Below are 21839 nucleotides of genomic sequence, written 5' to 3' on the forward strand. Positions count from 1 at the left end.
GCTCGCTCGTTGCCGGCCAGCCGATTACCAGCTTGCCTTCGTCAGACCCGGCACTTCGCCGCGCATCGCGATGTCGCGCAGCTTGTTGCGCGCGAGACCGAACTTGCGGTAAGTGCCGCGCGGACGGCCCGTGATCTCGCAGCGATTGCGAAGACGCGACGGGCTGGCGTTGCGGGGCAGCGCCTGCAGCTTCAGACGCGCCTGGTAGCGCTCTTCTTCAGACAGGGACTGGTCGTTGATGATCGCCTCGAGCGCCTGGCGCTTGGCGGCGAACTTCTTCACCATTGCCTGGCGCTTCAGTTCGCGGTTGATCAGAGCGAGTTTGGCCACTTTCGTTGCTTCCTCAAATGCGCCCGGATTTCAGGTGCGGAACGGGAACTTGAACGCCGCGAGCAGCGCGCGCGCTTCCTCGTCGTTCTTCGCCGTCGTCGTGATGCTGATGTTCAGGCCGCGCAGGGCGTCGACCTTGTCGTACTCGATCTCGGGGAAAATGATCTGTTCCTTCACCCCGAGGTTGTAGTTGCCGCGGCCGTCGAAGGCCTTGCCCGAAATCCCGCGGAAGTCGCGCACGCGCGGCAGCGCGATCGTGACCAGACGGTCCAGGAACTCGAACATCCGCTCGCCGCGCAGCGTGACCATGCATCCGATCGGGTAGCCGGCGCGGATCTTGAAGCCGGCGATCGCCTTCTTGGCCTTGGTCACGACGACTTTCTGGCCGGCGATCTTGGTCAGGTCGGCGGCGGCGTTGTCGAGCACCTTCTTGTCGGCGACCGCCTCGGACACACCCATGTTCAGGGTGATCTTGGTGATGCGGGGCACCTCCATGACCGACTTGTAGCCGAACTGCTCGATCAGGCCGGGAACGACCTTCTCGCGGTAAAACTGTTGCAGACGAGCCATCTGTATTCCTTTCGAACCCTCGTCGGCGACGATTCGCCACGGCCGGGCCAGACATTCGATTCGGCGGCTATCGCGCCGCCCTTACCTGCGGCCAAACCGGGCCGCTTCCGGACCGCGCGGGGCGCACCCCGCGAGCCCTCGGGTTTCTCAGGCCGCGCCGACGATCTCGCCGTTCGACTTGAAGACGCGGACCTTGCGGCCGTCCTCGAGCAGCTTGATGCCGACCCGGTCACCCTTGCCCGTCGCCGGGTTGAAGAGCATCACGTTCGACTGGTCGATCGGCATGGTCTTGTCGACGATGCCGCCGACCTCGCCCTTCATCGGGTTCGGCCGAACGTGCTTCTTGACGACGTTGACGCCCTCGACCATGAGGTGCGACGGGCCCGAGCGGCTGAGCACGGTGCCGCGCTTGCCCTTGTCCCGGCCGGTGATGACGACGACCTCGTCGCCCTTGCGGATCTTCTGCATCAGAGCACCTCCGGAGCGAGCGACACGATCTTCATGAAGCGCTCGGTACGCAGTTCGCGGGTGACGGGCCCGAAGATGCGGGTCCCGATCGGCTCGAGCTTGGCATTGAGCAGCACGGCGGCATTGCCGTCGAACTTCACCAGCGAGCCGTCCTGGCGGCGCACGCCCTTCGCGGTGCGGACGACGACCGCGTTGTAGATCTCGCCCTTCTTGACGCGGCCACGCGGCTGCGCCTCCTTGACCGAGACCTTGATGATGTCGCCGATGCCGGCGTAGCGACGCTTGGAGCCGCCGAGCACCTTGATACACATGACTGAACGCGCGCCAGTATTGTCGGCGACGTCCAGCGTCGATTGCATCTGAATCATGATTTCCGTCCCAACTTGATCCGCCACTCCGCCAGCCCGGACCGCACCGACATTCGGTGCCGCCCAGCGCGGGGTCAGACGGTCAGTCTTGGTCCCGTGGTTTGGGTGAACCGGCCAGCTCGGCCGCAGTCGTCGCTTCGGGCTGCGCCGGGAGTGCCCGGGCTACCGTGTTCGGGGTGCTGCGACGGCCGCTCTGACCGGAGCCGAAAATTATTACACGTAATTGCCGGCAACGCAAGCGCCGCCGGCAGATTCTTTCTTGCGGGCGCGCCCGCGATCAGACCGTGGCCGCCGACTGGACCAGGCGGGTCACCACCCAGGTCTTCGTCCGGGAGATCGGCCGGCTCTCGGCGATCTCGACGGTGTCGCCCTCGTTGAGCGGCTGCTCGGTGTGCGCGTGGTAGCGGGTGCTGCGAACCATGTACTTGCCGTACACGGCGTGCTTGACCTTGCGCTCGACGAGGACCGTCACGGTCTTCTGCATCTTGTTGCTGACGACGCGCCCGACCAGGGTGCGCTTCAGGCCGGCGCCCTGCTCGGTAGCCGTGGCTTGGGTGTCGCTCATTTGGCCGCCGCCCTCTCGTTCATGACCGTCCGAACCCGCGCGATGTCGCGCCGCGTCTTGCGCAGCTGGCTCGTGTTGGTCAGTTGCTGGGTCGCGATCTGCATGCGCAGCGAAAAGTGCGCCTTCAGCAGATCGCCGAGTTCCTTCTTCAGCGCGTCGTTGTCCTTCGCGCGCAGTTCACTGGCTTTCATCTTTCTGCCTCTTCGACGGACGGACGCTCAGGCGCCGACCATGCGGGTGACGAAGGTCGTCGAGATCGGCAGCTTGGCGGCCGCCAGCGCGAACGCCTCGCGCGCCAGCTGCTCGTTCACGCCGTCCATCTCGTACAGCACCTTGCCGGGCTGGATTTCCGCGACGTAGTACTCGATGTTGCCCTTGCCGTTGCCCATGCGGACCTCGGCAGGCTTCTTCGAGATCGGCTTGTCCGGGAAGATCCGGATCCACACACGGCCGCCCCGCTTGATGTGGCGGGTCATCGCGCGTCGCGCCGCCTCGATCTGGCGGGCGGTCAGCCGGCCGCGGCCGGTCGCCTTCAGGCCGAACTCGCCGAAGGCGACCGAGGCGCCCCGCGTGGCGAGGCCCTTGTTGCGGCCCTTCTGTTCCTTACGATACTTGCGTCGAGCGGGTTGAAGCATCGCTCACTCCTTGTACAGGGGCAAAGCCCCCCTCAGTCGACTTTCTTCTCGCCCTCGGCCGGCGCACCGCCGGCCGCCACCTTGCGCACGCGCTTGACCGCGGTGCGGGCACCCTCGCCCTGCTCGCCGGCCGGGGCCGCCTCGCCCTCGGCGCGACGACGCGGGCCGCGGGAACCGGGGCCGCCAGGACGCCCACCGGGGCCACGGCGACCGCGACGGTCCTCGCGCTCGCCCGGGACGGCTTCCTTGTCGGCCGACGCCGGCGCCTCGTTCCGGCCGAGGTTGTCGCCCTTGTAGACCCAGACCTTGACGCCGATGATCCCGTAGGTGGTCAGCGCCTCGGAGAAGCCGTAGTCGATGTCGGCGCGCAGCGTGTGGAGCGGAACGCGGCCCTCGCGATACCACTCGACGCGCGCGATCTCGGCGCCGTTCAAGCGGCCGGAGCTCATGATCTTGATGCCCTGGGCACCGAGGCGCATCGCGTTCTGCATCGCACGCTTCATGGCGCGACGGAACATGATCCGCTTCTCGAGCTGCTGGGTGATCGAGTCGGCGATCAGCTGCGCATCGATCTCCGGCTTGCGGATCTCCTCGATGTTCACGTGAACCGGCACGCCCATCAGCCGCTGCAGGTCGCCCTTCAGCACCTCGATGTCCTCGCCCTTCTTGCCGATGACCACGCCCGGACGCGCCGAGTAGATCGTGATGCGGGCATTCTTGGCCGGGCGCTCGATCAGCACGCGGCTCACCGAGGCGCTGCGCAGCTTCTTGCGCAGGTACTCACGGACGCGGATGTCGTCGTTCAGCAGCTGCGAGTACTGGGCGCCGCTGGCGAACCAGCGCGACGACCAGTTCCGGCTGACCGCCAGGCGGAACCCGGTCGGGTGAATCTTCTGTCCCATGTCGTTCCTTCCGAGTCCGTTACTTGTCGGCGACCGTCACGTAGATGTGGCAGGTCTGCTTCTCGATCTTGCAGCCGCGGCCCTTGGCGCGCGCCTGGAATCGCTTCAGCGACATGCCCTTCTCGACGTGGATCGTCTTGACCTTGAGCTCGTCGATGTCGGCGCCGTCGTTGTGCTCGGCGTTGGCGATCGCCGACTCGAGCACCTTCTTGACGATCTTCGACGCCTTCTTCGGGGAGAACGTCAGGATGTTGAGCGCCTGCTCGACCGGCTTGCCGCGGACGAGATCGGCCACGAGCCGGCCCTTCTGGGCCGACAGCCGGACGCCGCGCAGGATTGCTTGCGTTTCCATGTGGCTATTCCCTTATCGCTTCCCGGCCTTCTTGTCGGCCGCGTGGCCTTTGAAGGTGCGGGTGAGGGCGAACTCGCCGAGCTTGTGGCCGACCATGTTCTCGTTGATGAACACCGGCACATGCTGCTTGCCGTTGTGCACCGCGATCGTCAGGCCGATGAACTCGGGAACGATCGTCGAGCGACGCGACCACGTCTTGATCGGCTTGCGATCCTTGGTAGCCAGCGCCGTATCGACCTTCTTCATCAGGTGGGCGTCGACGAACGGCCCCTTTTTGACTGAACGTGCCATAACTTACTCGTCACTCACCTGTTATTTGCGACCGCGGCGCTGCACGATCATCGAATCGGTGCGCTTGGTGCTACGCGTCTTCATGCCCTTGGTCTGCTGACCCCAGGGCGAACGCGGATGACCGCCGCCGTTCGAGCGACCGCCGTGCGGGTGGTCGACCGGGTTCATCGCGATGCCGCGCACCGTCGGGCGGATGCCACGCCAGCGGTTGGCACCGGCCTTGCCGATCGTGCGCAGGCTGTGCTCCTCGTTGCCGACCTCGCCGATCGTGGCGCGGCACTCGATGTGCACCCGGCGGATCTCGCCGGAGCGCAGGCGAACCTGCGCGTAGGTGCCTTCGCGAGCCAGCAGGCGGGCCGAGGTACCAGCCGAGCGGGCGAGCTGCGCGCCCTTGCCGGGCAGCATCTCGATGCAGTGGATCGTCGAACCGACCGGGATGTTGCGGATCGGCAGCGTGTTGCCCGGACGGATCGGGGCCTCGGAGCCGCTCATCAGCGACGCGCCCGGCGTGACGCCGCGCGGCGCCAGGATGTAGCGGCGCTCGCCGTCCGCGTAGACCAGCAGCGCGAGGTGCGCGCTGCGGTTCGGGTCGTACTCGAGCCGCTCGACCTTCGCCGGGATGCCGTCCTTGTTGCGACGGAAATCGACGATCCGGTAGTGTGCCTTGTGGCCGCCACCGCGGTGCCGGGTCGTGATGTGCCCGAGGTTGTTGCGACCCGAGCCACGCTTGGTGGACTCGGTGAGCGCATCGACCGGACGCCCCTTCCAGAGGCCCGGGGTCACGACCTTGACCATCGACCGGCGGCCCGGCGAGGTCGGTTTAGTCTTGACGACCGCCATTTAGATCGCCTCCGCGAAGTTGATTTCCTGGCCAGGCATCAGGCTCACATAGGCCTTGCGGACATTGCGCCGCCGGCCGCTGAAGCGACCGAAGCGCTTCTGCTTGCCCTTCTGGTTCAGGACCTGAACCGATTCGACCTTGACCTTGAACAGCAGCTCGACCGCCGCCTTGATCTCGTCCTTGGTCGCGTCCTGCAGCACGCGGAACGCCACCTGGTTGTTCTTCTCCGCAACCAGCGTCGCCTTCTCGGAGACGACCGGCGCGACGAGAACCGTCATCAAACGCTCCTGATTCATCCCAGCATCTCCTGGACCATGGCCAGCGCCGGACGGGTGATCAGCACCTTGCTGAAGTGCACCAGCGACACCGGGTCGGCATGTTTCGGCTCGACCACCAGGACGTGCGCGAGGTTGCGCGACGCGAGCCAGAGGTTCTCGTCGAGGTTGTCGGTGATGACCAGCACCGAGTCGCCCTTGCCGCCCAGGCCCATGGCCTGCAGCTTGCCGGCCAGCAGCTTGGTCTTGGGCGCCTCGAGCGCGATCGGCTCGATGACCGCGACGCGGTCCTCGCGGGCGAGCTGCGAGAGGATCGAGCAGACGCCTGCGCGGTACATCTTGCGGTTGAGCTTCTGCGAGAAGTTCTCGTCGGGCGAGTTCGGGAAGATCTTGCCGCCACCACGCCACAGCGGGCTGGAGGTCATGCCGGCGCGCGCGCGGCCGGTACCCTTCTGGCGGAAAGGCTTCTTGGTGGAGTGCCGGACGGCGCTCCGGTCCTTCTGCGCGCGGTTGCCGCTGCGGGCGTTCGCCTGGTAGGCGACGACGACCTGGTGGACGAGCGGCTCGTTGAAGTCGCGTCCGAAGATCGTGTCCGGCGCCTCGACCTTGGCCGAGGCCTGGCCCTGGGCGTCGAGCAGTTTCAGTTCCATTCGCTGCGCTCCTTACGCCTTGGCGGCCACGCGCTTGCCGGTGGCGGCCTTGCGCACCGTGGGCGTGACGACGACATCGCCGTTGCGCGAGCCGGGGACCGCGCCCTTTACGAGCAGCAGGCCGCGCTCGGCGTCGACGCGCGCGATTTCGAGATTCTGGACGGTGCACGAGACGGCACCGAGGTGGCCCGACATCCGCTTGCCCGGGAAGACACGGCCGGGATCCTGCGCCATGCCGATCGAACCGGGAACGTTGTGCGAACGCGAGTTGCCGTGCGAGGCGCGACCCGAATTGAAGTTGTGACGCTTGATCGTGCCGGCGAAGCCTTTGCCGATCGACGTGCCATGGACGTCGACCTTCTGGCCCGGCTCGAACATCGACACCGCCACGACGGCGCCCGGGGCCAGCGACTCGAGCTCGGCCGGATCGACCCGGAACTCACGGACGATGCTGCCGGCCTCGACACCCGCCTTCGCGAAGTGTCCCGCCTGGGGCTTGGTCACACGGGTGGCACGGCGCTCGCCGTAGGTCACCTGCACGGCGCTGTAACCGTCGTTGTCGACGGTCTTGATCTGGGTGACGCGGTTGTTCGACACGTCGAGCACCGTCACGGGGATGGAATCGCCATCGTCCGTGAAGATGCGCATCATGCCGACCTTGCGTCCCACAAGGCCAAGGCTCATTGTTTGCTCCGATCCCGGCTGCGATTGGCCGGATGACTGTGCCCATTGCGGGGCAGGAAAGTCCCGCCTGCCGTCGATCGAAGTACGACCCGGAGGCGGAAAAACGAAAATTATAACCCGCCGCAGCGGTCCGGATCAAGCAGTGCCTGAACGAACCGTTGCGGCGGCGAGGAACCTGTCAGCCGCGCCAGCCTTCGGCCTGCTGCACGTAGATCTTCACGTCGACGCCGGCCGGCAGGTCGAGGCGGGTCAGCGCGTCGATCGTCTTGTCGGTCGGGTCCACGATGTCCATCAGCCGCTGGTGGGTGCGGATCTCGAACTGGTCGCGCGAGGTCTTGTTGACGTGCGGCGAGCGCAGCACGTCGAAGCGCTGGATGCGGGTCGGCAGCGGCACCGGACCGCGGACAACCGCGCCGGTGCGCTTGGCCGTGTCGACGATCTCGGCGGCCGACTGGTCGATCAGGCGGTAGTCGAAGGCCTTCAGGCGGATGCGGATCTTCTGGTTCTGCATGATTCGGTTTCCAAAGAACGGTGCGGCGGCGCCGCGGACTAAAGAACGGCGGGGAGGGGGGAGAGAAGGGATCCTTCTCCCTTCCCCCCCTTTTTCTTCTTACTCGATGACCTTGGCGACGACGCCGGCGCCGACGGTGCGGCCGCCCTCGCGGATCGCGAAGCGCAGGCCCTGCTCCATCGCGATCGGCGCAATCAGCGTCACCGTCATCTTCACGTTGTCCCCGGGCATCACCATCTCCACACCCTCGGGCAGCTGCACCGAGCCCGTCACGTCGGTCGTGCGGAAATAGAACTGCGGACGATAGTTGTTGAAGAACGGCGTGTGACGCCCGCCCTCCTCCTTGCTCAGCACGTACACCTCGCACTCGAACTTCGTGTGCGGCGTGATCGAACCCGGCTTGGCCAGCACCTGGCCACGCTCCACGTCCTCGCGCTTCGTGCCGCGCAGCAGCACACCCACGTTGTCCCCAGCCTGGCCCTGGTCCAGCAGCTTGCGGAACATCTCCACGCCCGTGCAGGTCGTCTTCACCGTCGGCTTGATCCCGACGATCTCGATCTCCTCACCGACCTTGATCACCCCGCGCTCCACCCGGCCCGTCACCACCGTGCCACGGCCCGAAATCGAGAACACGTCCTCGATCGGCATCAGGAACGCCCCGTCCACCGCACGCTCGGGCGTCGGAATGTACGTGTCCAGCGCCTCGGCAAGCTGCATGATCGCCTGCTTGCCCAGCTCGCCCTCGTCGCCCTCCAGCGCCTTGAGCGCCGAGCCCTTGATGATCGGAACGTCGTCGCCCGGGAAATCGTACTTGCTCAGCAGCTCGCGGACTTCCATCTCCACCAGCTCCAGCAGCTCCGCATCATCGACCATGTCGCACTTGTTCATGAACACGATGATGTACGGCACGCCCACCTGACGCGCCAACAGAATGTGCTCGCGCGTCTGCGGCATCGGGCCGTCGGCCGCCGACACCACCAGAATCGCGCCGTCCATCTGCGCCGCACCCGTGATCATGTTCTTCACGTAGTCAGCGTGACCCGGGCAGTCGACGTGCGCGTAGTGACGGTTCTGCGTCTCGTACTCCACGTGCGCCGTGTTGATCGTGATCCCGCGCGCCTTCTCCTCCGGCGCCGCGTCGATCTGGTCGTAACCCTTGGCCTCGCCACCAAACTGCTTCGACAGCACCGTCGTGATCGCCGCCGTCAGCGTCGTCTTGCCATGGTCCACGTGACCGATCGTACCCACGTTCACGTGCGGCTTCGTACGCTCGAACTTTCCTTTAGCCATCTGAAACTCCGATTCTCAGCGAATGTCTTGAATCAACCGTTTACCGTGCAGCGCCTTACTTGGCGCGCGCCGAAATGATCGCCTCGGCGACGTTCTTCGGCGCCTCGGCGTAGTGCTTGAACTCCATCGTGTACGTCGCGCGACCCTGGGTCAGCGAGCGCAGCGTGGTGGCGTAGCCGAACATCTCGGACAGCGGGACCTCGGCGCGGATCGCCTTGCCGCCGCCCACCATGTCTTCCATGCCCTGCACCATGCCGCGCCGCGAGGACAGGTCGCCCATGACCGTGCCGGCGTAGTCCTCGGGCGTCTCGACCTCGACCGACATCATCGGCTCGAGCAGCACCGGGCTGGCCTTGCGCATGCCGTCCTTGAACGCGATCGAAGCGGCTTGCTTGAACGCGTTCTCGTTCGAGTCGACGTCGTGGTACGAACCGAAGAACAGCGTGGCCTTGACGTTGACGACCGGGTAGCCGGCCAGCACGCCCGCGGGCAGGGTTTCCTCGATGCCCTTCTGCACCGCCGGGATGAACTCGCGCGGCACCACACCGCCCTTGATCGCGTCGACGAACTCGAAGTTCGGGCCGCCCGGCTCGAGGGGCTCGAGCTTGAGGACGACGTGGCCGTACTGGCCGCGGCCGCCCGACTGCTTGATGAACTTGCCCTCGACTTCGTCGCAGGTCTTGCGGATGGTCTCGCGGTACGCGACCTGCGGCTTGCCGACCGAGGCCTCGACGCCGAACTCGCGCTTCATGCGGTCGACGATGATCTCGAGGTGCAGCTCGCCCATGCCCGAGATGATGGTCTGGCCCGACTCCTCGTCGGTGCGCACGCGGAACGACGGGTCTTCCTGGGCCAGGCGGCCCAGCGCGATGCCCATCTTCTCCTGGTCGGCCTTGGTCTTGGGCTCGACCGCCTGCGAGATCACCGGCTCGGGGAACTCCATCCGCTCGAGCACGATCGGCGAATCCACGTCGGACAGCGTCTCGCCGGTGGTGACCTCCTTGAGGCCGACCGCCGCGGCGATGTCGCCGGCGCGCACTTCCTTGATCTCTTCGCGGTTGTTGGCGTGCATCTGCAGCAGGCGGCCGATGCGCTCCTTCTTGCCCTTGACCGAGTTCAGGACCGTGTCACCCGAGTTCAGGACGCCCGAGTAGACGCGGATGAAGGTCAGCTGGCCGACGAAGGGGTCGGTCATCAGCTTGAACGCCAGCGCCGCGAACTTCTCGCCGTCGTCGGCCTTGCGGACGATCTCGGCGTCGTCGAGGTCGTGGCCCGCGACCGGCGGAATGTCGACCGGCGAGGGCAGGAACTCGATGACCGCGTCGAGCATGCGCTGCACGCCCTTGTTCTTGAACGCGGTGCCGCACAGCATCGGCTGGATCTCGCCGGCGATCGTGCGCTTGCGCAGGCCCTGCTTGATCAGGCCCTCGGAGAGGTCGCCCTCCTCGAGGTACTTGTTCATCAGTTCCTCGTCGGCCTCGGCGGCAGCCTCGACCATGTTCTCGCGCCACTTCTTGCAGGTGTCGACGAGCTCGGCCGGGATGTCGGCGTAGTCGAACTTCATGCCCTGGGAGGCCTCGTCCCAGATGATCGCCTTCATCTTCAGGAGGTCGACGACGCCCTTGAAGTTCTCCTCGGCACCGATCGGCACGACGATGGGCACCGGGTTCGCCTTCAGGCGAAGGCGCATCTGGTCGTAGACCTTGAAGAAGTTCGCGCCCATCCGGTCCATCTTGTTGACGAACGCGAGACGGGGAACGCCGTACTTGTTGGCCTGGCGCCAGACGGTCTCGGACTGGGGCTGCACGCCGCCGACCGCGCAGTAGACCATGCACGCGCCGTCGAGCACGCGCATCGAGCGCTCGACCTCGATCGTGAAGTCGACGTGCCCCGGGGTGTCGATGATGTTGATGCGATGCTCGGGCAGCGACAGGTCCATGCCCTTCCAGAAGCAGGTGACCGCGGCCGACGTGATCGTGATGCCGCGCTCCTGCTCCTGCTCCATCCAGTCGGTCGTCGCGGCGCCGTCGTGCACCTCGCCGAGCTTGTGGTTGACGCCCGTGTAGTACAGGATCCGCTCGGTGGTCGTGGTCTTGCCGGCGTCGATGTGAGCGGAGATACCGATGTTGCGGTACCGCTCGATGGGAGTCTTGCGAGCCATGATTGCTTCTCTAGGGGTGTTGGGGCGTCAGAAGCGGAAGTGCGAGAACGCCTTGTTCGCCTCGGCCATGCGATGGACCTCGTCGCGCTTCTTGACCGCGCCGCCGCGGTTCTCGGACGCTTCCATCAGCTCGTTGGCCAGGCGCATGCCCATGGACTTCTCGCCGCGCTTCTTGGCCGCCTCGCGCAGCCAGCGCATCGCCAGGGCCAGCCGGCGCACGGGGCGCACCTCGACCGGGACCTGGTAGTTGGCGCCGCCGACGCGGCGGCTCTTGACCTCGACCATCGGGCGCGTGTTCTGCAGCGCCTGGCCGAAGACTTCGAGCGGGTCCTTGCCCGACTTGCTGCGGATCTGCTCGAAGGCGCCGTAGAGCATGCGCTCGGCCACGGCCTTCTTGCCGTCGAGCATCAGCACGTTGACGAACTTCGAGACCTCGACGCTGCCGTACAGCGGGTCGGGCAGGATCTCACGCTTGGGAACTTCGCGACGACGTGGCATGGGAATCACCTCTCTGGATTCAGCTCGCCGGCGACGCCCACCACGCGCCCCGCCGGCGTGGCCGCCCGACTCGCCCCGCCGGAAGGCGGGCCCGGGAGCGACCGCTTACTGGACACGAGCGCCACGACCCTGCGGCCGCGGCACCCGTCGCCCGAAAAGCAAGAGCGCGAGCCCCGAAAAACGGCTCGCGCCCTTGCGGAAAAGACTTCGATCAGGACTTCTTGGGACGCTTGGCGCCGTACTTCGAGCGGGCCTGCTTGCGGTCCTTGACCCCCTGGAGGTCGAGCGAGCCGCGAACGATGTGGTAACGGACACCGGGCAGGTCCTTCACCCGGCCGCCGCGAATCAGCACGACCGAGTGCTCCTGCAGGTTGTGGCCTTCGCCGCCGATGTACGAAATGACCTCGAAACCATTGGTCAGCCGCACCTTGGCGACCTTCCGCAGCGCCGAGTTCGGCTTCTTCGGGGTGGTCGTGTAGACGCGGGTGCAGACGCCGCGACGCTGGGGGCAGTCCTGCAGCGCGGGGCTCTTGCTCTTGACGACTTCAGACTCGCGGCCCATGCGCACGAGCTGGTTGATGGTAGGCATCTGCAATGATCCTTGTGTTGCGCCTTACTGGCGGCGGCGATCGATTGCGCCGCTGGCCTGTTTTCGTCGCCCCCGCGAGCGGATCGGGCACCGAAAACGATGAACATCCTCCGGACTTACCGGAAAGCCCGCCAGTATAGACCGGACTTCGGAATCGGGCAAGTATCCGTTGAAGCTGTCGCGGCGCGCCGACCCGGAGGCCGGCGCGCCGCGGGGATCAGGACTCGTCGCCCTGCGACGCGCCCTCGCCGGCGTCGCCGGCGGTCTCGTCCTCGGTCACCGGGGCGAACAGGGCCTCGGCGGCCGCCAGGGCTGCCTGCTCCTGGGCCTCGGACTGCTCCTTCGCGCGGCGGGCGCGGTGGAAGGCAAGGCCGGTGCCCGCCGGGATCAGGCGGCCGACGATCACGTTCTCCTTCAGGCCGCGCAGGTCGTCCCGCTTGCCCATGATCGCCGCCTCGGTCAGCACCCGGGTGGTCTCCTGGAACGAGGCCGCCGAGATGAACGAGTCGGTCGACAGCGAGGCCTTCGTGATGCCGAGCAGCAGGTTGGCGTACGTGGCCGGCCGCTTGTCCTTCGCGATCGCCTTGTCGTTCTCGTCGAGCATCTCCGAGCGCTCGACCTGCTCGCCGGTGATGAACGGGGTGTCGCCCGGATCGGTGATCTGGACGCGACGCAGCATCTGCCGGACGATGACCTCGATGTGCTTGTCGTTGATCTTGACGCCCTGCAGCCGGTAGACGTCCTGGACCTCGTCGACGATGTAGCGCGCGAGCGCCTCGATGCCGAGCAGCCTGAGGATGTCGTGCGGATCGGCCGGGCCGTCGACGATCATCTCGCCCTTGTTGACCACCTGGCCGTCGTGGACCAGCACGTTCTTGTCCTTCGGGATCAGGAACTCGTGGGCGTTGCCGTCCAGGTCGGTGATGACCAGCCGCTGCTTGCCCTTGGTGTCCTTGCCGAACGACACGGTGCCGGTGACCTCGGCCAGCATGCCGGCGTCCTTCGGCGAGCGCGCCTCGAACAGCTCGGCCACCCGCGGCAGGCCGCCGGTGATGTCCCGGGTCTTCTGGGACTCGAGCGGGATCCGCGCGAGGATCTCGCCGCGACTCACTTCCTGGCCGTCGCGCACGGTGATCAGCGCGCCGACCGGGAAGCCGATCGTGACCGCGTGGTCGGTGCCGGCGATCTTCACCTCCTCGCCGTTCTCGTCGATCAGCTTGACCTGCGGGCGCACCGAGCGGGTGGTGCCGCGCCGCTTGGCGTCGATGACGACCAGCGTCGACAGGCCGGTGACCTCGTCGATCTGCTTGGCGACCGTGGCGCCCTCCTCGACGTTCTCGAAGCGGATCGTGCCGGCGTACTCGGTGATGATCGGGCGGGTCAGCGGGTCCCAGGTGGCCAGCTGGGTGCCGGCCTTGATCGCCTTGCCGTCGCTGACCAGCAACGTGGCGCCGTAGGGCACCTTGTGGCGCTCGCGCTCGCGGCCGCTGTCGTCGGCGATGACCACCTCGCCCGACCGGGTGATGACGATCTGCTCGCCCTTGCCGTTCGTGACGTAGCGCATCGTGCCGGTGAAGCGCACCGTGCCGTTGGACTTGGCCTCGACCGAGCTGGCGACCGCCGCCCGCGAGGCCGCGCCGCCGATGTGGAAGGTCCGCATCGTGAGCTGCGTGCCGGGCTCGCCGATCGACTGCGCCGCGATGACGCCGACCGCCTCGCCGGAATTGACCAGCGAGCCGCGGCCGAGGTCGCGACCGTAGCACTTGGCGCACAGGCCGTAGCGGGTCTCGCAGGTGAGCGGGGTGCGCACGCGCACCTCGTCGATGCCGAGGCGCTCGATCTCGTCGACCGTGTCCTCGTCGAGCAGCGTGCCCGCCTCGAAGACGGTCTCCTGCGACTCGGGATCGACGACGTCGGACACCGCGACGCGGCCGAGGATGCGGTCGCGCAGCGCCTCGATGACCTCGCCGCCCTCGATCAGCGCCTTCATCGCGACGCCGTTGCTGGTGCCGCAATCGTCCTCGGTGACCACCAGGTCCTGGGTCACGTCGACCAGGCGGCGGGTCAGGTAGCCCGAGTTGGCCGTCTTCAGCGCGGTGTCGGCCAGGCCCTTGCGGGCGCCGTGCGTCGAGATGAAGTACTGCAGGACGTTCAGGCCCTCGCGGAAGTTCGCGGTGATCGGCGTCTCGATGATCGAGCCGTCCGGCTTGGCCATCAGGCCCCGCATGCCGGCCAACTGGCGGATCTGCGCGGCGGAACCGCGGGCGCCCGAGTCGGCCATCATGTAGATCGAGTTGAACGACTCCTGCTTGACCGTGTTGCCCTTGCGATCGAGGGTGTCCTCGGTCGCAAGCTGCTCCATCATCGCCTTGCCGACCATGTCGCCGGCGCGGCCCCAGATGTCGACGACCTTGTTGTAGCGCTCGCCCTGGGTCACCAGGCCGGAGGTGTACTGCTGCTCGATCTCCTTGACCTCGTGCTCGGCGGCCGACAGGATCTCGACCTTCTGGGCCGGGACGCGCATGTCGTCCATCGCGATCGAGATGCCCGCGCGGGTGGCCAGCCGGAAGCCGTTCTGCATCAGCTGGTCGGCGAGGATGACCGTGTCGCGCAGGCCGCAACGGCGGAACGACGCGTTGATCAGGCGCGAGATCTCCTTCTTCTTCAGCGCCTTGTTCATCAGCGCGAAGGGCAGCCCCTTGGGCAGGATCTCGGAGAGCAGCGCGCGGCCGACCGTGGTCTCGGCGCGGATCGGGTTCGGGGTGACCTCACCCGTCTCGCGGTCCTTCGAGTACTCGACCAGCCGGACCGTGATCCTGGTGCCGAGCTCGACCTGGCCGTTGTCGTAGGCGCGCTGGACCTCGCCGACGTCGGCGAAGTACATGCCCTCGCCCTTGCCGTTCACCTTCTCGCGGGTCGTGTAGTACAGGCCCAGCACGATGTCCTGCGACGGGACGATCGACGGCTCGCCGTTCGACGGGAACAGCACGTTGTTCGACGCGAGCATCAGCGCGCGCGCCTCGAGCTGGGCCTCGAGCGACAGCGGCACGTGGACCGCCATCTGGTCGCCGTCGAAGTCGGCATTGAACGCCGCGCAGACCAGCGGGTGCAGCTGGATCGCCTTGCCCTCGATCAGCACCGGCTCGAAGGCCTGGATGCCGAGCCGGTGCAGGGTGGGCGCGCGGTTCAGCAGGACCGGGTGCTCGCGGATGACGTCCTCGAGGATGTCCCAGACGATCGGCTCCTGGCTCTCGACGTACTTCTTGGCCTGCTTGATCGTGGTGGCCACGCCCATCGTTTCCAGCTTGTGGAAGATGAACGGCTTGAACAGCTCGAGCGCCATCAGCTTCGGCAGGCCGCACTGGTGCAGCTTGAGCTGCGGGCCGACCACGATGACCGAGCGGCCCGAGTAGTCGACGCGCTTGCCGAGCAGGTTCTGGCGGAAGCGGCCGCCCTTGCCCTTGATCATGTCGGCCAGCGACTTCAGCGCGCGCTTGTTCGCGCCGGTCATGGCCTTGCCGCGCCGGCCGTTGTCGAGCAGCGAGTCGACCGCCTCCTGCAGCATCCGCTTTTCGTTGCGGACGATGATCTCGGGCGCCTTCAGCTCGAGCAGCCGCTTCAGGCGGTTGTTCCGGTTGATGACGCGGCGGTACAGGTCGTTCAGGTCGGAGGTCGCGAAGCGGCCGCCGTCGAGCGGCACCAGCGGGCGCAGCTCGGGCGGCAGCACCGGCAGGACCTCCATGACCATCCAGTCGGGCTTGATGCCCGAGCGCTGGAAGCCCTCGAGGACCTTGAGCCGCTTGGCGATCTTCTTGATCTTAGCCTCGGAGCCGGTGGCCTCGAGCTCGCGGCGCAGCGTCTCGATCTCGCGGTCGATGTCGATCGTGCGCAGCAGCTCACGGACGCCCTCGGCGCCCATCATCGCGCGGAACTCGTCGCCGTACTCGTCGAGCTTCGCGTTGTAGTCGTCCTCGGTCATGATCTGCGCGCGCTTGAGCGGAGTCATGCCGGGCTCGATGACGACGAAGGCCTCGAAGTAGAGCACGCGCTCGATGTCGCGCAGCGTCATGTCGAGCACCATGCCCAGGCGCGACGGCAGCGACTTGAGGAACCAGATGTGCGCGACCGGGCTGGCCAGCTCGATGTGGCCCATCCGCTCGCGGCGCACCTTGGCCAGCGTGACCTCGACGCCGCACTTCTCGCAGATGACGCCGCGGTGCTTCAGCCGCTTGTACTTGCCGCAGAGGCACTCGTAGTCCTTGATCGGACCGAAGATCTTGGCGCAGAAGAGACCGTCGCGCTCGGGCTTGAACGTGCGGTAGTTGATCGTCTCGGGTTTCTTCACTTCCCCGTACGACCACGAACGGATCTTCTCGGGAGAGGCCAGACCGATGCGGATAGCATCGAAGTGTTCCTCTTCCTGGACCTGTTTGAAGAGATCAAGCAACGCTTTCATTTGCTGCTCCTGAATCCTGTATCGGGCGTTGGCCTCAGTTGCGCTCGAGATCCATGTCGATGCCGAGCGACCGGATTTCCTTGACCAGCACGTTGAACGACTCGGGCATGCCGGCGTCGATCGTGTGCTCGCCCTTGACGAGGTTCTCGTACACCTTGGTGCGACCGGTCACGTCGTCGGACTTGACCGTGAGCATCTCCTGCAGCATGTACGAGGCGCCGTAGGCTTCCAGCGCCCACACCTCCATCTCGCCGAAGCGCTGGCCGCCGAACTGCGCCTTGCCGCCCAGCGGCTGCTGGGTGACCAGCGAGTACGGGCCGGTCGAGCGCGCGTGCATCTTGTCGTCGACCAGGTGGTGCAGCTTCAGCATGTGCATGTAGCCGACGGTGACCGGGCGGTCGAAGGCGTCGCCGGTGCGGCCGTCGTACAGCCGCACCTGGGTCTTGCTCGGCGTGAAGCCGATCAGCTTCGTGCGCTCGTCGTCGTCCGGGTAGGCGATGTCCAGCATCTGCCGGATCTCCTCCTCGGAGGCGCCGTCGAACACCGGCGTGGCGAAGGGCACGCCCTTGCGCAGGTTGTCGGCGAGCTCGAGGATCTCGTCGTCGGACATGCCCGCCAGGTCTTCCCGCTGGCCGCTGGAGTTGTAGATCTGCTCGAGCAGCTTGCGCATGTCGGCGGCCCGGGTCTGCCGGCGCAGCATCGCGTCGATGCGGTGGCCGATGCCCTTGGCCGCCCAGCCCAGGTGGGTCTCGAGGATCTGGCCGACGTTCATCCGCGACGGCACGCCCAGCGGGTTCAGCACGATGTCGACCGGGGTGCCATCGGCCATGCAGGGCATGTCCTCGACCGGAACGATCCGGGACACGACGCCCTTGTTGCCGTGGCGGCCGGCCATCTTGTCGCCCGGCTGCAGCCGGCGCTTGACCGCCAGGTAGACCTTGACCATCTTCAGCACGCCGGGGGGCAGCTCGTCGCCCTGGGTGAGCTTCTTGCGCTTTTCCTCGTAGGCCAGGTCGAACTGATGGCGCTTCTGCTCGATCGACTCCTTGATCGCCTCGAGCTGCGTGGCCACGACCTCGTCGGCCGGACGGATCTCGAACCAGTGGTAGCGGTCGAGGTCGGCCAGGTACTCGGCGGTGACCGCCGCGCCCTTGGCGAGCTTCTTCGGGCCGCCGTTGACGGTCTTGCCGACCAGCAGCCGCTCGATCCGCGAGAACGCGTCGTTCTCGACGATGCGCAGCTGGTCGTTCAGGTCGAGGCGGTAGCGCTTGAGCTCGTCGTCGATGATCGACTGGGCGCGCTTGTCGCGCTGGATGCCCTCGCGGGTGAAGACCTGCACGTCGATGACGGTGCCGCTCATGCCCGAGGGCACGCGCAGCGAGGTGTCCTTCACGTCGGAGGCCTTCTCGCCGAAGATCGCGCGCAGCAGCTTCTCCTCGGGAGTGAGCTGGGTCTCGCCCTTCGGCGTGACCTTGCCGACCAGCGTGTCGCCGGCCTGCACCTCGGCGCCGATGTAGACGATGCCCGACTCGTCGAGCCGGCCGAGCTGCTGCTCGGACAGGTTCGAGATGTCGCGGGTGATCTCCTCGGCGCCCAGCTTGGTGTCGCGGGCCAGCACCGACAGCTCCTCGATGTGGATCGAGGTGTAGCGGTCGTCGGACACCACCTTCTCCGAGATCAGGATCGAGTCCTCGAAGTTGTAGCCGTTCCAGGGCATGAACGCGACCAGCATGTTCTGGCCGAGCGCGAGCTCGCCGAGGTCGGTCGAGGCGCCGTCGGCCACGACGTCGCCGGCGGAGATCACGTCGCCCTTCTTGACGACCGGCCGCTGGTTGATGTTCGTGTTCTGGTTGCTGCGCGTGTACTTGATGAGGTTGTAGATGTCGACGCCGACTTCGCCGGCGGCGGCCTCTTCGTCGTTGACGCGGACTACGATCCGGTTGGCGTCGACGTAGTCGACCACGCCGCCGCGCAGCGCGGTGACCACGGTGCCCGAGTCGACCGCGCAGGTGCGCTCGATGCCGGTGCCCACCACCGGCTTTTCCGGGCGCAGGCAGGGAACCGCCTGGCGCTGCATGTTCGAGCCCATCAGCGCGCGGTTGGCGTCGTCGTGCTCGAGGAAGGGGATCAGCGAGGCCGCGACCGACACGATCTGCGACGGCGCGACGTCCATGTACTCGACGTTCGCGGGCGAGGTCAGCTCCGACTCGCCCGCCTTGCGCACCGACACCAGGTCGCCGGTCAGGCGGCCTTCGGCGTCGACCGTGGCGTTGGCCTGCGCGATCACGTAGCGGCCTTCCTCGATCGCCGACAGGTAGTCGATGTGATCGGTGACCTTGCCGTCGACGACCTTGCGGTACGGCGTCTCGAGGAAGCCGTACTCGTTCAGGCGCGCGTAAAGGGCCAGCGAGTTGATCAGGCCGATGTTCGGGCCCTCGGGCGTCTCGATCGGGCAGACCCGGCCGTAGTGGGTCGGGTGCACGTCGCGGACCTCGAAGCCCGCGCGCTCGCGCGTCAGGCCGCCGGGGCCCAGCGCCGAGACGCGCCGCTTGTGCGTGATCTCGGACAGCGGGTTCGTCTGATCCATGAACTGCGACAGCTGCGACGAACCGAAGAACTCGCGGATGGCGGCGCTGATCGGCTTGCTGTTGATCAGGTCGTGCGGCATCAGGTTCTCGGTCTCGGCCTGGCCGAGCCGCTCCTTGACCGCCCGCTCGACCCGCACCAGGCCGGCGCGGAACTGGTTCTCGGCGAGCTCGCCGACGCAGCGAACGCGGCGGTTGCCGAGGTGGTCGATGTCGTCGATCTCGCCGCGGCCGTTGCGCAGCTCGACCAGGATCTTGATGACCGCGAGGATGTCCTCGTTGGTCAGCGTCATCGGGCCGGTCAGCTCGTCGCGACCGACGCGCCGGTTGAACTTCATCCGGCCGACCTTCGACAGGTCGTAGGCGTCCTCGCTGTAGAACAGCCGGTTGAACAGGGCCTCGACCGCGTCCTCGGTCGGCGGCTCGCCGGGGCGCATCATCCGGTAGATCGCGATGCGCGCGGCGGTCTGGTCGGCGGTCTCGTCGGTGCGCAGGGTCTGCGAGATGTACGGGCCCTGGTCGAGGTCGTTCGTGTACAGCGTGCGGATCTCGCGGACGTTCGCGTCGCGCAGCTTGCCGAGCAGCTCCTCGGTGAGCTCGTCGTTGGCCTTGGCCACGATCTCGCCGGTCTCGGGATCGACGACGTTGTGCGCCAGCGTGCGGCCCACGAGGTAGTCCTCGGGCACCGACACGTACTTCATGCCGGCCGTCTCCATCTCGCGGATGTGGCGGGCGTTGATCCGCTTGTCCTTCGCGACGATCACCTTGCCGTCCTTGTCGGCGATGTCGAAGCGGGCGATCTCGCCGCGCAGGCGCTCGGGCACCAGCTCGAGCTGGCCGCCCTCGCCCATCAGGCGGAAGCTGTCGAAGACGAAGAAGTGCGCGAGGATCTGCTCGGGCGTCAGGCCGATCGCCTTGAGCAGGATCGTGACCGGCATCTTGCGGCGGCGGTCGACGCGGAAGAACAGCACGTCCTTCGGGTCGAACTCGAAGTCGAGCCAGGAGCCGCGGTAGGGAATGATGCGCGCCGAGAACAGCAGCTTGCCCGAGCTGTGGGTCTTGCCGCGGTCGTGCTCGAAGAACACGCCGGGCGAGCGGTGCAGCTGCGAGACGATGACCCGCTCGGTGCCGTTCACGATGAAGGAGCCGTTGCCGGTCATGAGCGGGATCTCGCCCATGTAGACCTCCTGCTCCTTCACCTCCTTGACGGTCGGCTTGGCCGCCTCGCGGTCCATGATGACCAGGCGCACGCGCGCGCGCAGCGGCGCGCAGTAGGACAGGCCGCGCTGCTGGCACTCCTTGACGTCGAAGGGCGCCGCGCCGAGCTGGTAGCTGACGAACTCGAGCCGCGCGAACTCGTTGTGCGACACGATCGGGAAGATCGACCTGAAGGCCGCCTGCAGGCCTTCGTCGGCCCGCAGGTCAGGGAGCTTGTCGGCCTGCAGGAACCGGTCGTACGACTCGATCTGCGTGGTCAGCAGGAAGGGCACGTCGAGCACGACGGGCCGCTTGGCGAAGCTCTTGCGGATGCGCTTTTTCTCGGTGAACGAGTAACTGGAAGCGGTGGCCATGGACACTCCGTGTCTTGTTCAGACAAGTGGGGCAGGGATTCCTGCGCAGAACGTGGAATGCCGGCTCGGGTGGAACCGGCATGCCGCGTGCCGCGCGCAGACGCGAAAACCCGGAGCCGCCCACCCCGTCGGGCGGGCGGCGTCCGGGCGCCGCGAAAGCAGTGCTTGCAAGCTGAGCGCTGCGCGAGCTCGGATTACTTGAGCTCGACCTTCGCGCCGGCGTCCTCGAGCTGCTTCTTCAGCGCCTCGGCGTCGGCCTTGCTGATGCCTTCCTTGACGGGCTTCGGCGCGCCGTCGACCAGGTCCTTGGCCTCCTTCAGGCCCAGGCCGGTGGCGGCACGGACGACCTTGATCACCTCGACCTTCTTCTCGCCGGCGGCGCCGAGGATCACGGTGAACTCGGTCTGCTCTTCGGCAGCCGGAGCGGCGGCACCGCCGGCGGCCGGGGCCGCGACGGCGACGGCGGCGGCAGCAGCCGACACGCCGAACTTGTCTTCCATCAGCTTGATCAGTTCCGACAGCTCGAGCACCGACATGCCGGCGATCGCGTCGAGGATCTCTTCCTTGTTCAGGGCCATTTTGTTTACTCCGTACGAATCAATGGGTTGCGATGAATCTGGAAATCGGGTTGCCTGGCGCGAAACGCGTCAGGCGCCCGCCTGCTCTTTCTGGTCTCGGACGGCCGCCACGGTGCGGACGAACCTTCCGGGAACCTCGTTGAGCGTGCGGACGAAGGTCGCGATCGGCGCCTGCATCGTGCCGAGCAGCTTCGCCAGCAACTCTTCCCGGCTGGGCATGGTGGCGAGTGCCTTCACGCCGTTCGCATCGAGAACGGTGTTGGGCATCGCTCCGCCTTTCAGCACGAGCTTGTCGTTGTCCTTGGCGAAGGCGTTCAGCACCTTGGCGGCCGACACCGGATCGCTCGACAGGCCGTAGATCAGCGGGCCGACCATCTGGTCGGACAGCTTCTCGAACGGCGTGCCGGCGACGGCCCGGCGCGCCAGCGTGTTCTTGAGAACGCGCAGGTAGACGCCCGACTCCCGCGCCTGCTTGCGCAGGGCGGTGATCGCTCCGACTTCCAGACCACGGTACTCGGCGACGATGATCGCCTGGGCCTTCGCCACTTCGGCGGAGACTTCGGCGACGACTGCCGCTTTCTCTTCTCGATTGAGAGCCACGGTCTTGCTCCAGTATGGACGCCCCGACCCTCTTCCGTTCGCTGCCTGGGCAGCTGCGGGGTCGGGCAC

23 protein-coding genes are annotated in these 21839 nt (G+C 66.8%); all 23 read right to left on the reverse strand.

Features of this window, described 5'->3' with window-relative positions:
• Positions 1 to 24: 24 nt before the first annotated feature.
• A complete protein-coding gene (gene rpsN / locus M6I34_RS10325; RefSeq protein ID WP_272485600.1) occupies positions 25 to 330 on the reverse strand; it encodes a 30S ribosomal protein S14 in 306 nt (101 codons plus the stop codon).
• 30 nt (positions 331 to 360) lie between these two features.
• Positions 361 to 900 (reverse strand): 50S ribosomal protein L5, encoded by a 540-nt coding sequence (rplE, locus tag M6I34_RS10330; RefSeq protein WP_272485601.1) that lies wholly within the window; start codon positions 898 to 900, stop codon positions 361 to 363.
• Positions 901 to 1047: 147 nt separating this feature from the next.
• Positions 1048 to 1368 carry a 50S ribosomal protein L24 gene (gene rplX, locus M6I34_RS10335; protein ID WP_272485602.1) on the reverse strand — a complete coding sequence of 107 codons (321 nt, stop codon included), beginning with the start codon at positions 1366 to 1368 and terminating at the stop codon, positions 1048 to 1050.
• Positions 1368 to 1736: a 50S ribosomal protein L14 gene (gene rplN / locus M6I34_RS10340; protein WP_272485603.1), complete on the reverse strand. Its 369-nt coding sequence runs from the start codon at positions 1734 to 1736 to the stop codon at positions 1368 to 1370. The genes rplX and rplN overlap by 1 nt, the downstream gene beginning before the upstream one ends.
• Positions 1737 to 2013: 277 nt before the next feature.
• The gene (gene rpsQ, locus M6I34_RS10345) at positions 2014 to 2301 is read right to left on the reverse strand and encodes a 30S ribosomal protein S17 (protein WP_272485604.1); all 288 of its coding nucleotides are present in this window, start codon (positions 2299 to 2301) and stop codon (positions 2014 to 2016) included.
• Entirely contained in the window at positions 2298 to 2492 is a 195-nt protein-coding gene (gene rpmC / locus M6I34_RS10350) for a 50S ribosomal protein L29 (protein ID WP_272485605.1), read from the reverse strand. The genes rpsQ and rpmC overlap by 4 nt, the downstream gene beginning before the upstream one ends.
• 27 nt (positions 2493 to 2519) lie before the next feature.
• On the reverse strand, positions 2520 to 2936 hold the full coding sequence (gene rplP / locus M6I34_RS10355; RefSeq protein ID WP_272485606.1) for a 50S ribosomal protein L16: 417 nt from the start codon (positions 2934 to 2936) through the stop codon (positions 2520 to 2522).
• A gap of 32 nt (positions 2937 to 2968) precedes the next feature.
• Complete coding sequence (gene rpsC, locus M6I34_RS10360; protein WP_272485607.1) at positions 2969 to 3838, reverse strand: 30S ribosomal protein S3; 870 nt, start codon at positions 3836 to 3838, stop codon at positions 2969 to 2971.
• Positions 3839 to 3857: 19 nt separating this feature from the next.
• Positions 3858 to 4190, reverse strand: a complete 333-nt coding sequence (gene rplV, locus M6I34_RS10365; RefSeq protein ID WP_272485608.1) for a 50S ribosomal protein L22 — start codon at positions 4188 to 4190, stop codon at positions 3858 to 3860.
• Positions 4191 to 4202: 12 nt separating this feature from the next.
• Positions 4203 to 4481, reverse strand: coding sequence for a 30S ribosomal protein S19 (gene rpsS / locus M6I34_RS10370; protein ID WP_272485609.1), 279 nt, complete (start codon positions 4479 to 4481; stop codon positions 4203 to 4205).
• A gap of 21 nt (positions 4482 to 4502) precedes the next feature.
• Positions 4503 to 5321, reverse strand: coding sequence for a 50S ribosomal protein L2 (rplB, locus tag M6I34_RS10375; protein WP_272485610.1), 819 nt, complete (start codon positions 5319 to 5321; stop codon positions 4503 to 4505).
• The gene (gene rplW, locus M6I34_RS10380) at positions 5322 to 5618 is read right to left on the reverse strand and encodes a 50S ribosomal protein L23 (RefSeq protein ID WP_272485611.1); all 297 of its coding nucleotides are present in this window, start codon (positions 5616 to 5618) and stop codon (positions 5322 to 5324) included. It lies immediately after the preceding gene.
• Positions 5615 to 6247 (reverse strand): 50S ribosomal protein L4, encoded by a 633-nt coding sequence (gene rplD, locus M6I34_RS10385; protein ID WP_272485612.1) that lies wholly within the window; start codon positions 6245 to 6247, stop codon positions 5615 to 5617. Before rplD ends, rplW begins: the two co-directional genes overlap by 4 nt.
• 12 nt (positions 6248 to 6259) lie before the next feature.
• The gene (rplC, locus tag M6I34_RS10390; RefSeq protein WP_272485613.1) at positions 6260 to 6931 is read right to left on the reverse strand and encodes a 50S ribosomal protein L3; all 672 of its coding nucleotides are present in this window, start codon (positions 6929 to 6931) and stop codon (positions 6260 to 6262) included.
• Positions 6932 to 7109: 178 nt separating this feature from the next.
• Positions 7110 to 7442 carry a 30S ribosomal protein S10 gene (gene rpsJ / locus M6I34_RS10395; protein ID WP_272485614.1) on the reverse strand — a complete coding sequence of 111 codons (333 nt, stop codon included), beginning with the start codon at positions 7440 to 7442 and terminating at the stop codon, positions 7110 to 7112.
• A gap of 99 nt (positions 7443 to 7541) precedes the next feature.
• Positions 7542 to 8732, reverse strand: a complete 1191-nt coding sequence (gene tuf / locus M6I34_RS10400) for an elongation factor Tu (protein WP_272485615.1) — start codon at positions 8730 to 8732, stop codon at positions 7542 to 7544.
• 55 nt (positions 8733 to 8787) lie between these two features.
• On the reverse strand, positions 8788 to 10893 hold the full coding sequence (gene fusA / locus M6I34_RS10405) for an elongation factor G (protein ID WP_272485616.1): 2106 nt from the start codon (positions 10891 to 10893) through the stop codon (positions 8788 to 8790).
• Positions 10894 to 10920: 27 nt separating this feature from the next.
• Positions 10921 to 11391: a 30S ribosomal protein S7 gene (gene rpsG / locus M6I34_RS10410; protein ID WP_272485617.1), complete on the reverse strand. Its 471-nt coding sequence runs from the start codon at positions 11389 to 11391 to the stop codon at positions 10921 to 10923.
• A 211-nt stretch (positions 11392 to 11602) separates the two neighbouring features.
• On the reverse strand, positions 11603 to 11980 hold the full coding sequence (rpsL, locus tag M6I34_RS10415; protein WP_272485618.1) for a 30S ribosomal protein S12: 378 nt from the start codon (positions 11978 to 11980) through the stop codon (positions 11603 to 11605).
• Positions 11981 to 12197: 217 nt separating this feature from the next.
• A complete protein-coding gene (rpoC, locus tag M6I34_RS10420; RefSeq protein WP_272485619.1) occupies positions 12198 to 16436 on the reverse strand; it encodes a DNA-directed RNA polymerase subunit beta' in 4239 nt (1412 codons plus the stop codon).
• A 34-nt stretch (positions 16437 to 16470) separates the two neighbouring features.
• Positions 16471 to 20592 carry a DNA-directed RNA polymerase subunit beta gene (gene rpoB, locus M6I34_RS10425; protein ID WP_272485620.1) on the reverse strand — a complete coding sequence of 1374 codons (4122 nt, stop codon included), beginning with the start codon at positions 20590 to 20592 and terminating at the stop codon, positions 16471 to 16473.
• Positions 20593 to 20786: 194 nt separating this feature from the next.
• Complete coding sequence (gene rplL, locus M6I34_RS10430) at positions 20787 to 21170, reverse strand: 50S ribosomal protein L7/L12 (RefSeq protein ID WP_272485621.1); 384 nt, start codon at positions 21168 to 21170, stop codon at positions 20787 to 20789.
• A gap of 69 nt (positions 21171 to 21239) precedes the next feature.
• Complete coding sequence (rplJ, locus tag M6I34_RS10435) at positions 21240 to 21770, reverse strand: 50S ribosomal protein L10 (RefSeq protein WP_272486655.1); 531 nt, start codon at positions 21768 to 21770, stop codon at positions 21240 to 21242.
• Positions 21771 to 21839: the final 69 nt, after the last annotated feature.

Origin of the sequence: Zeimonas sediminis, from assembly GCF_023721795.1 — a bacterium.
Lineage (GTDB): Bacteria > Pseudomonadota > Gammaproteobacteria > Burkholderiales > Burkholderiaceae_E > Zeimonas > Zeimonas sediminis.

What these genes read in the sequence shown, in the direction of transcription:
- rpsJ (WP_272485614.1), bottom strand. Translation starts at nt 7,442, where the DNA reads ATGCAGAACCAGAAGATCCGCATCCGCCTGAAGGCCTTCGACTACCGC.
- rplN (WP_272485603.1), bottom strand. Translation starts at nt 1,736, where the DNA reads ATGATTCAGATGCAATCGACGCTGGACGTCGCCGACAATACTGGCGCG.
- rplP (WP_272485606.1), bottom strand. Translation starts at nt 2,936, where the DNA reads ATGCTTCAACCCGCTCGACGCAAGTATCGTAAGGAACAGAAGGGCCGC.
- tuf (WP_272485615.1), bottom strand. Translation starts at nt 8,732, where the DNA reads ATGGCTAAAGGAAAGTTCGAGCGTACGAAGCCGCACGTGAACGTGGGT.
- rpsG (WP_272485617.1), bottom strand. Translation starts at nt 11,391, where the DNA reads ATGCCACGTCGTCGCGAAGTTCCCAAGCGTGAGATCCTGCCCGACCCG.
- rplL (WP_272485621.1), bottom strand. Translation starts at nt 21,170, where the DNA reads ATGGCCCTGAACAAGGAAGAGATCCTCGACGCGATCGCCGGCATGTCG.
- rplV (WP_272485608.1), bottom strand. Translation starts at nt 4,190, where the DNA reads ATGGAAACGCAAGCAATCCTGCGCGGCGTCCGGCTGTCGGCCCAGAAG.
- rplB (WP_272485610.1), bottom strand. Translation starts at nt 5,321, where the DNA reads ATGGCGGTCGTCAAGACTAAACCGACCTCGCCGGGCCGCCGGTCGATG.
- rpsL (WP_272485618.1), bottom strand. Translation starts at nt 11,980, where the DNA reads ATGCCTACCATCAACCAGCTCGTGCGCATGGGCCGCGAGTCTGAAGTC.
- rpoB (WP_272485620.1), bottom strand. Translation starts at nt 20,592, where the DNA reads ATGGCCACCGCTTCCAGTTACTCGTTCACCGAGAAAAAGCGCATCCGC.
- fusA (WP_272485616.1), bottom strand. Translation starts at nt 10,893, where the DNA reads ATGGCTCGCAAGACTCCCATCGAGCGGTACCGCAACATCGGTATCTCC.
- rplC (WP_272485613.1), bottom strand. Translation starts at nt 6,931, where the DNA reads ATGAGCCTTGGCCTTGTGGGACGCAAGGTCGGCATGATGCGCATCTTC.
- rpmC (WP_272485605.1), bottom strand. Translation starts at nt 2,492, where the DNA reads ATGAAAGCCAGTGAACTGCGCGCGAAGGACAACGACGCGCTGAAGAAG.
- rpsQ (WP_272485604.1), bottom strand. Translation starts at nt 2,301, where the DNA reads ATGAGCGACACCCAAGCCACGGCTACCGAGCAGGGCGCCGGCCTGAAG.
- rpoC (WP_272485619.1), bottom strand. Translation starts at nt 16,436, where the DNA reads ATGAAAGCGTTGCTTGATCTCTTCAAACAGGTCCAGGAAGAGGAACAC.
- rpsC (WP_272485607.1), bottom strand. Translation starts at nt 3,838, where the DNA reads ATGGGACAGAAGATTCACCCGACCGGGTTCCGCCTGGCGGTCAGCCGG.
- rpsS (WP_272485609.1), bottom strand. Translation starts at nt 4,481, where the DNA reads ATGGCACGTTCAGTCAAAAAGGGGCCGTTCGTCGACGCCCACCTGATG.
- rplW (WP_272485611.1), bottom strand. Translation starts at nt 5,618, where the DNA reads ATGAATCAGGAGCGTTTGATGACGGTTCTCGTCGCGCCGGTCGTCTCC.
- rplD (WP_272485612.1), bottom strand. Translation starts at nt 6,247, where the DNA reads ATGGAACTGAAACTGCTCGACGCCCAGGGCCAGGCCTCGGCCAAGGTC.
- rplE (WP_272485601.1), bottom strand. Translation starts at nt 900, where the DNA reads ATGGCTCGTCTGCAACAGTTTTACCGCGAGAAGGTCGTTCCCGGCCTG.
- rplX (WP_272485602.1), bottom strand. Translation starts at nt 1,368, where the DNA reads ATGCAGAAGATCCGCAAGGGCGACGAGGTCGTCGTCATCACCGGCCGG.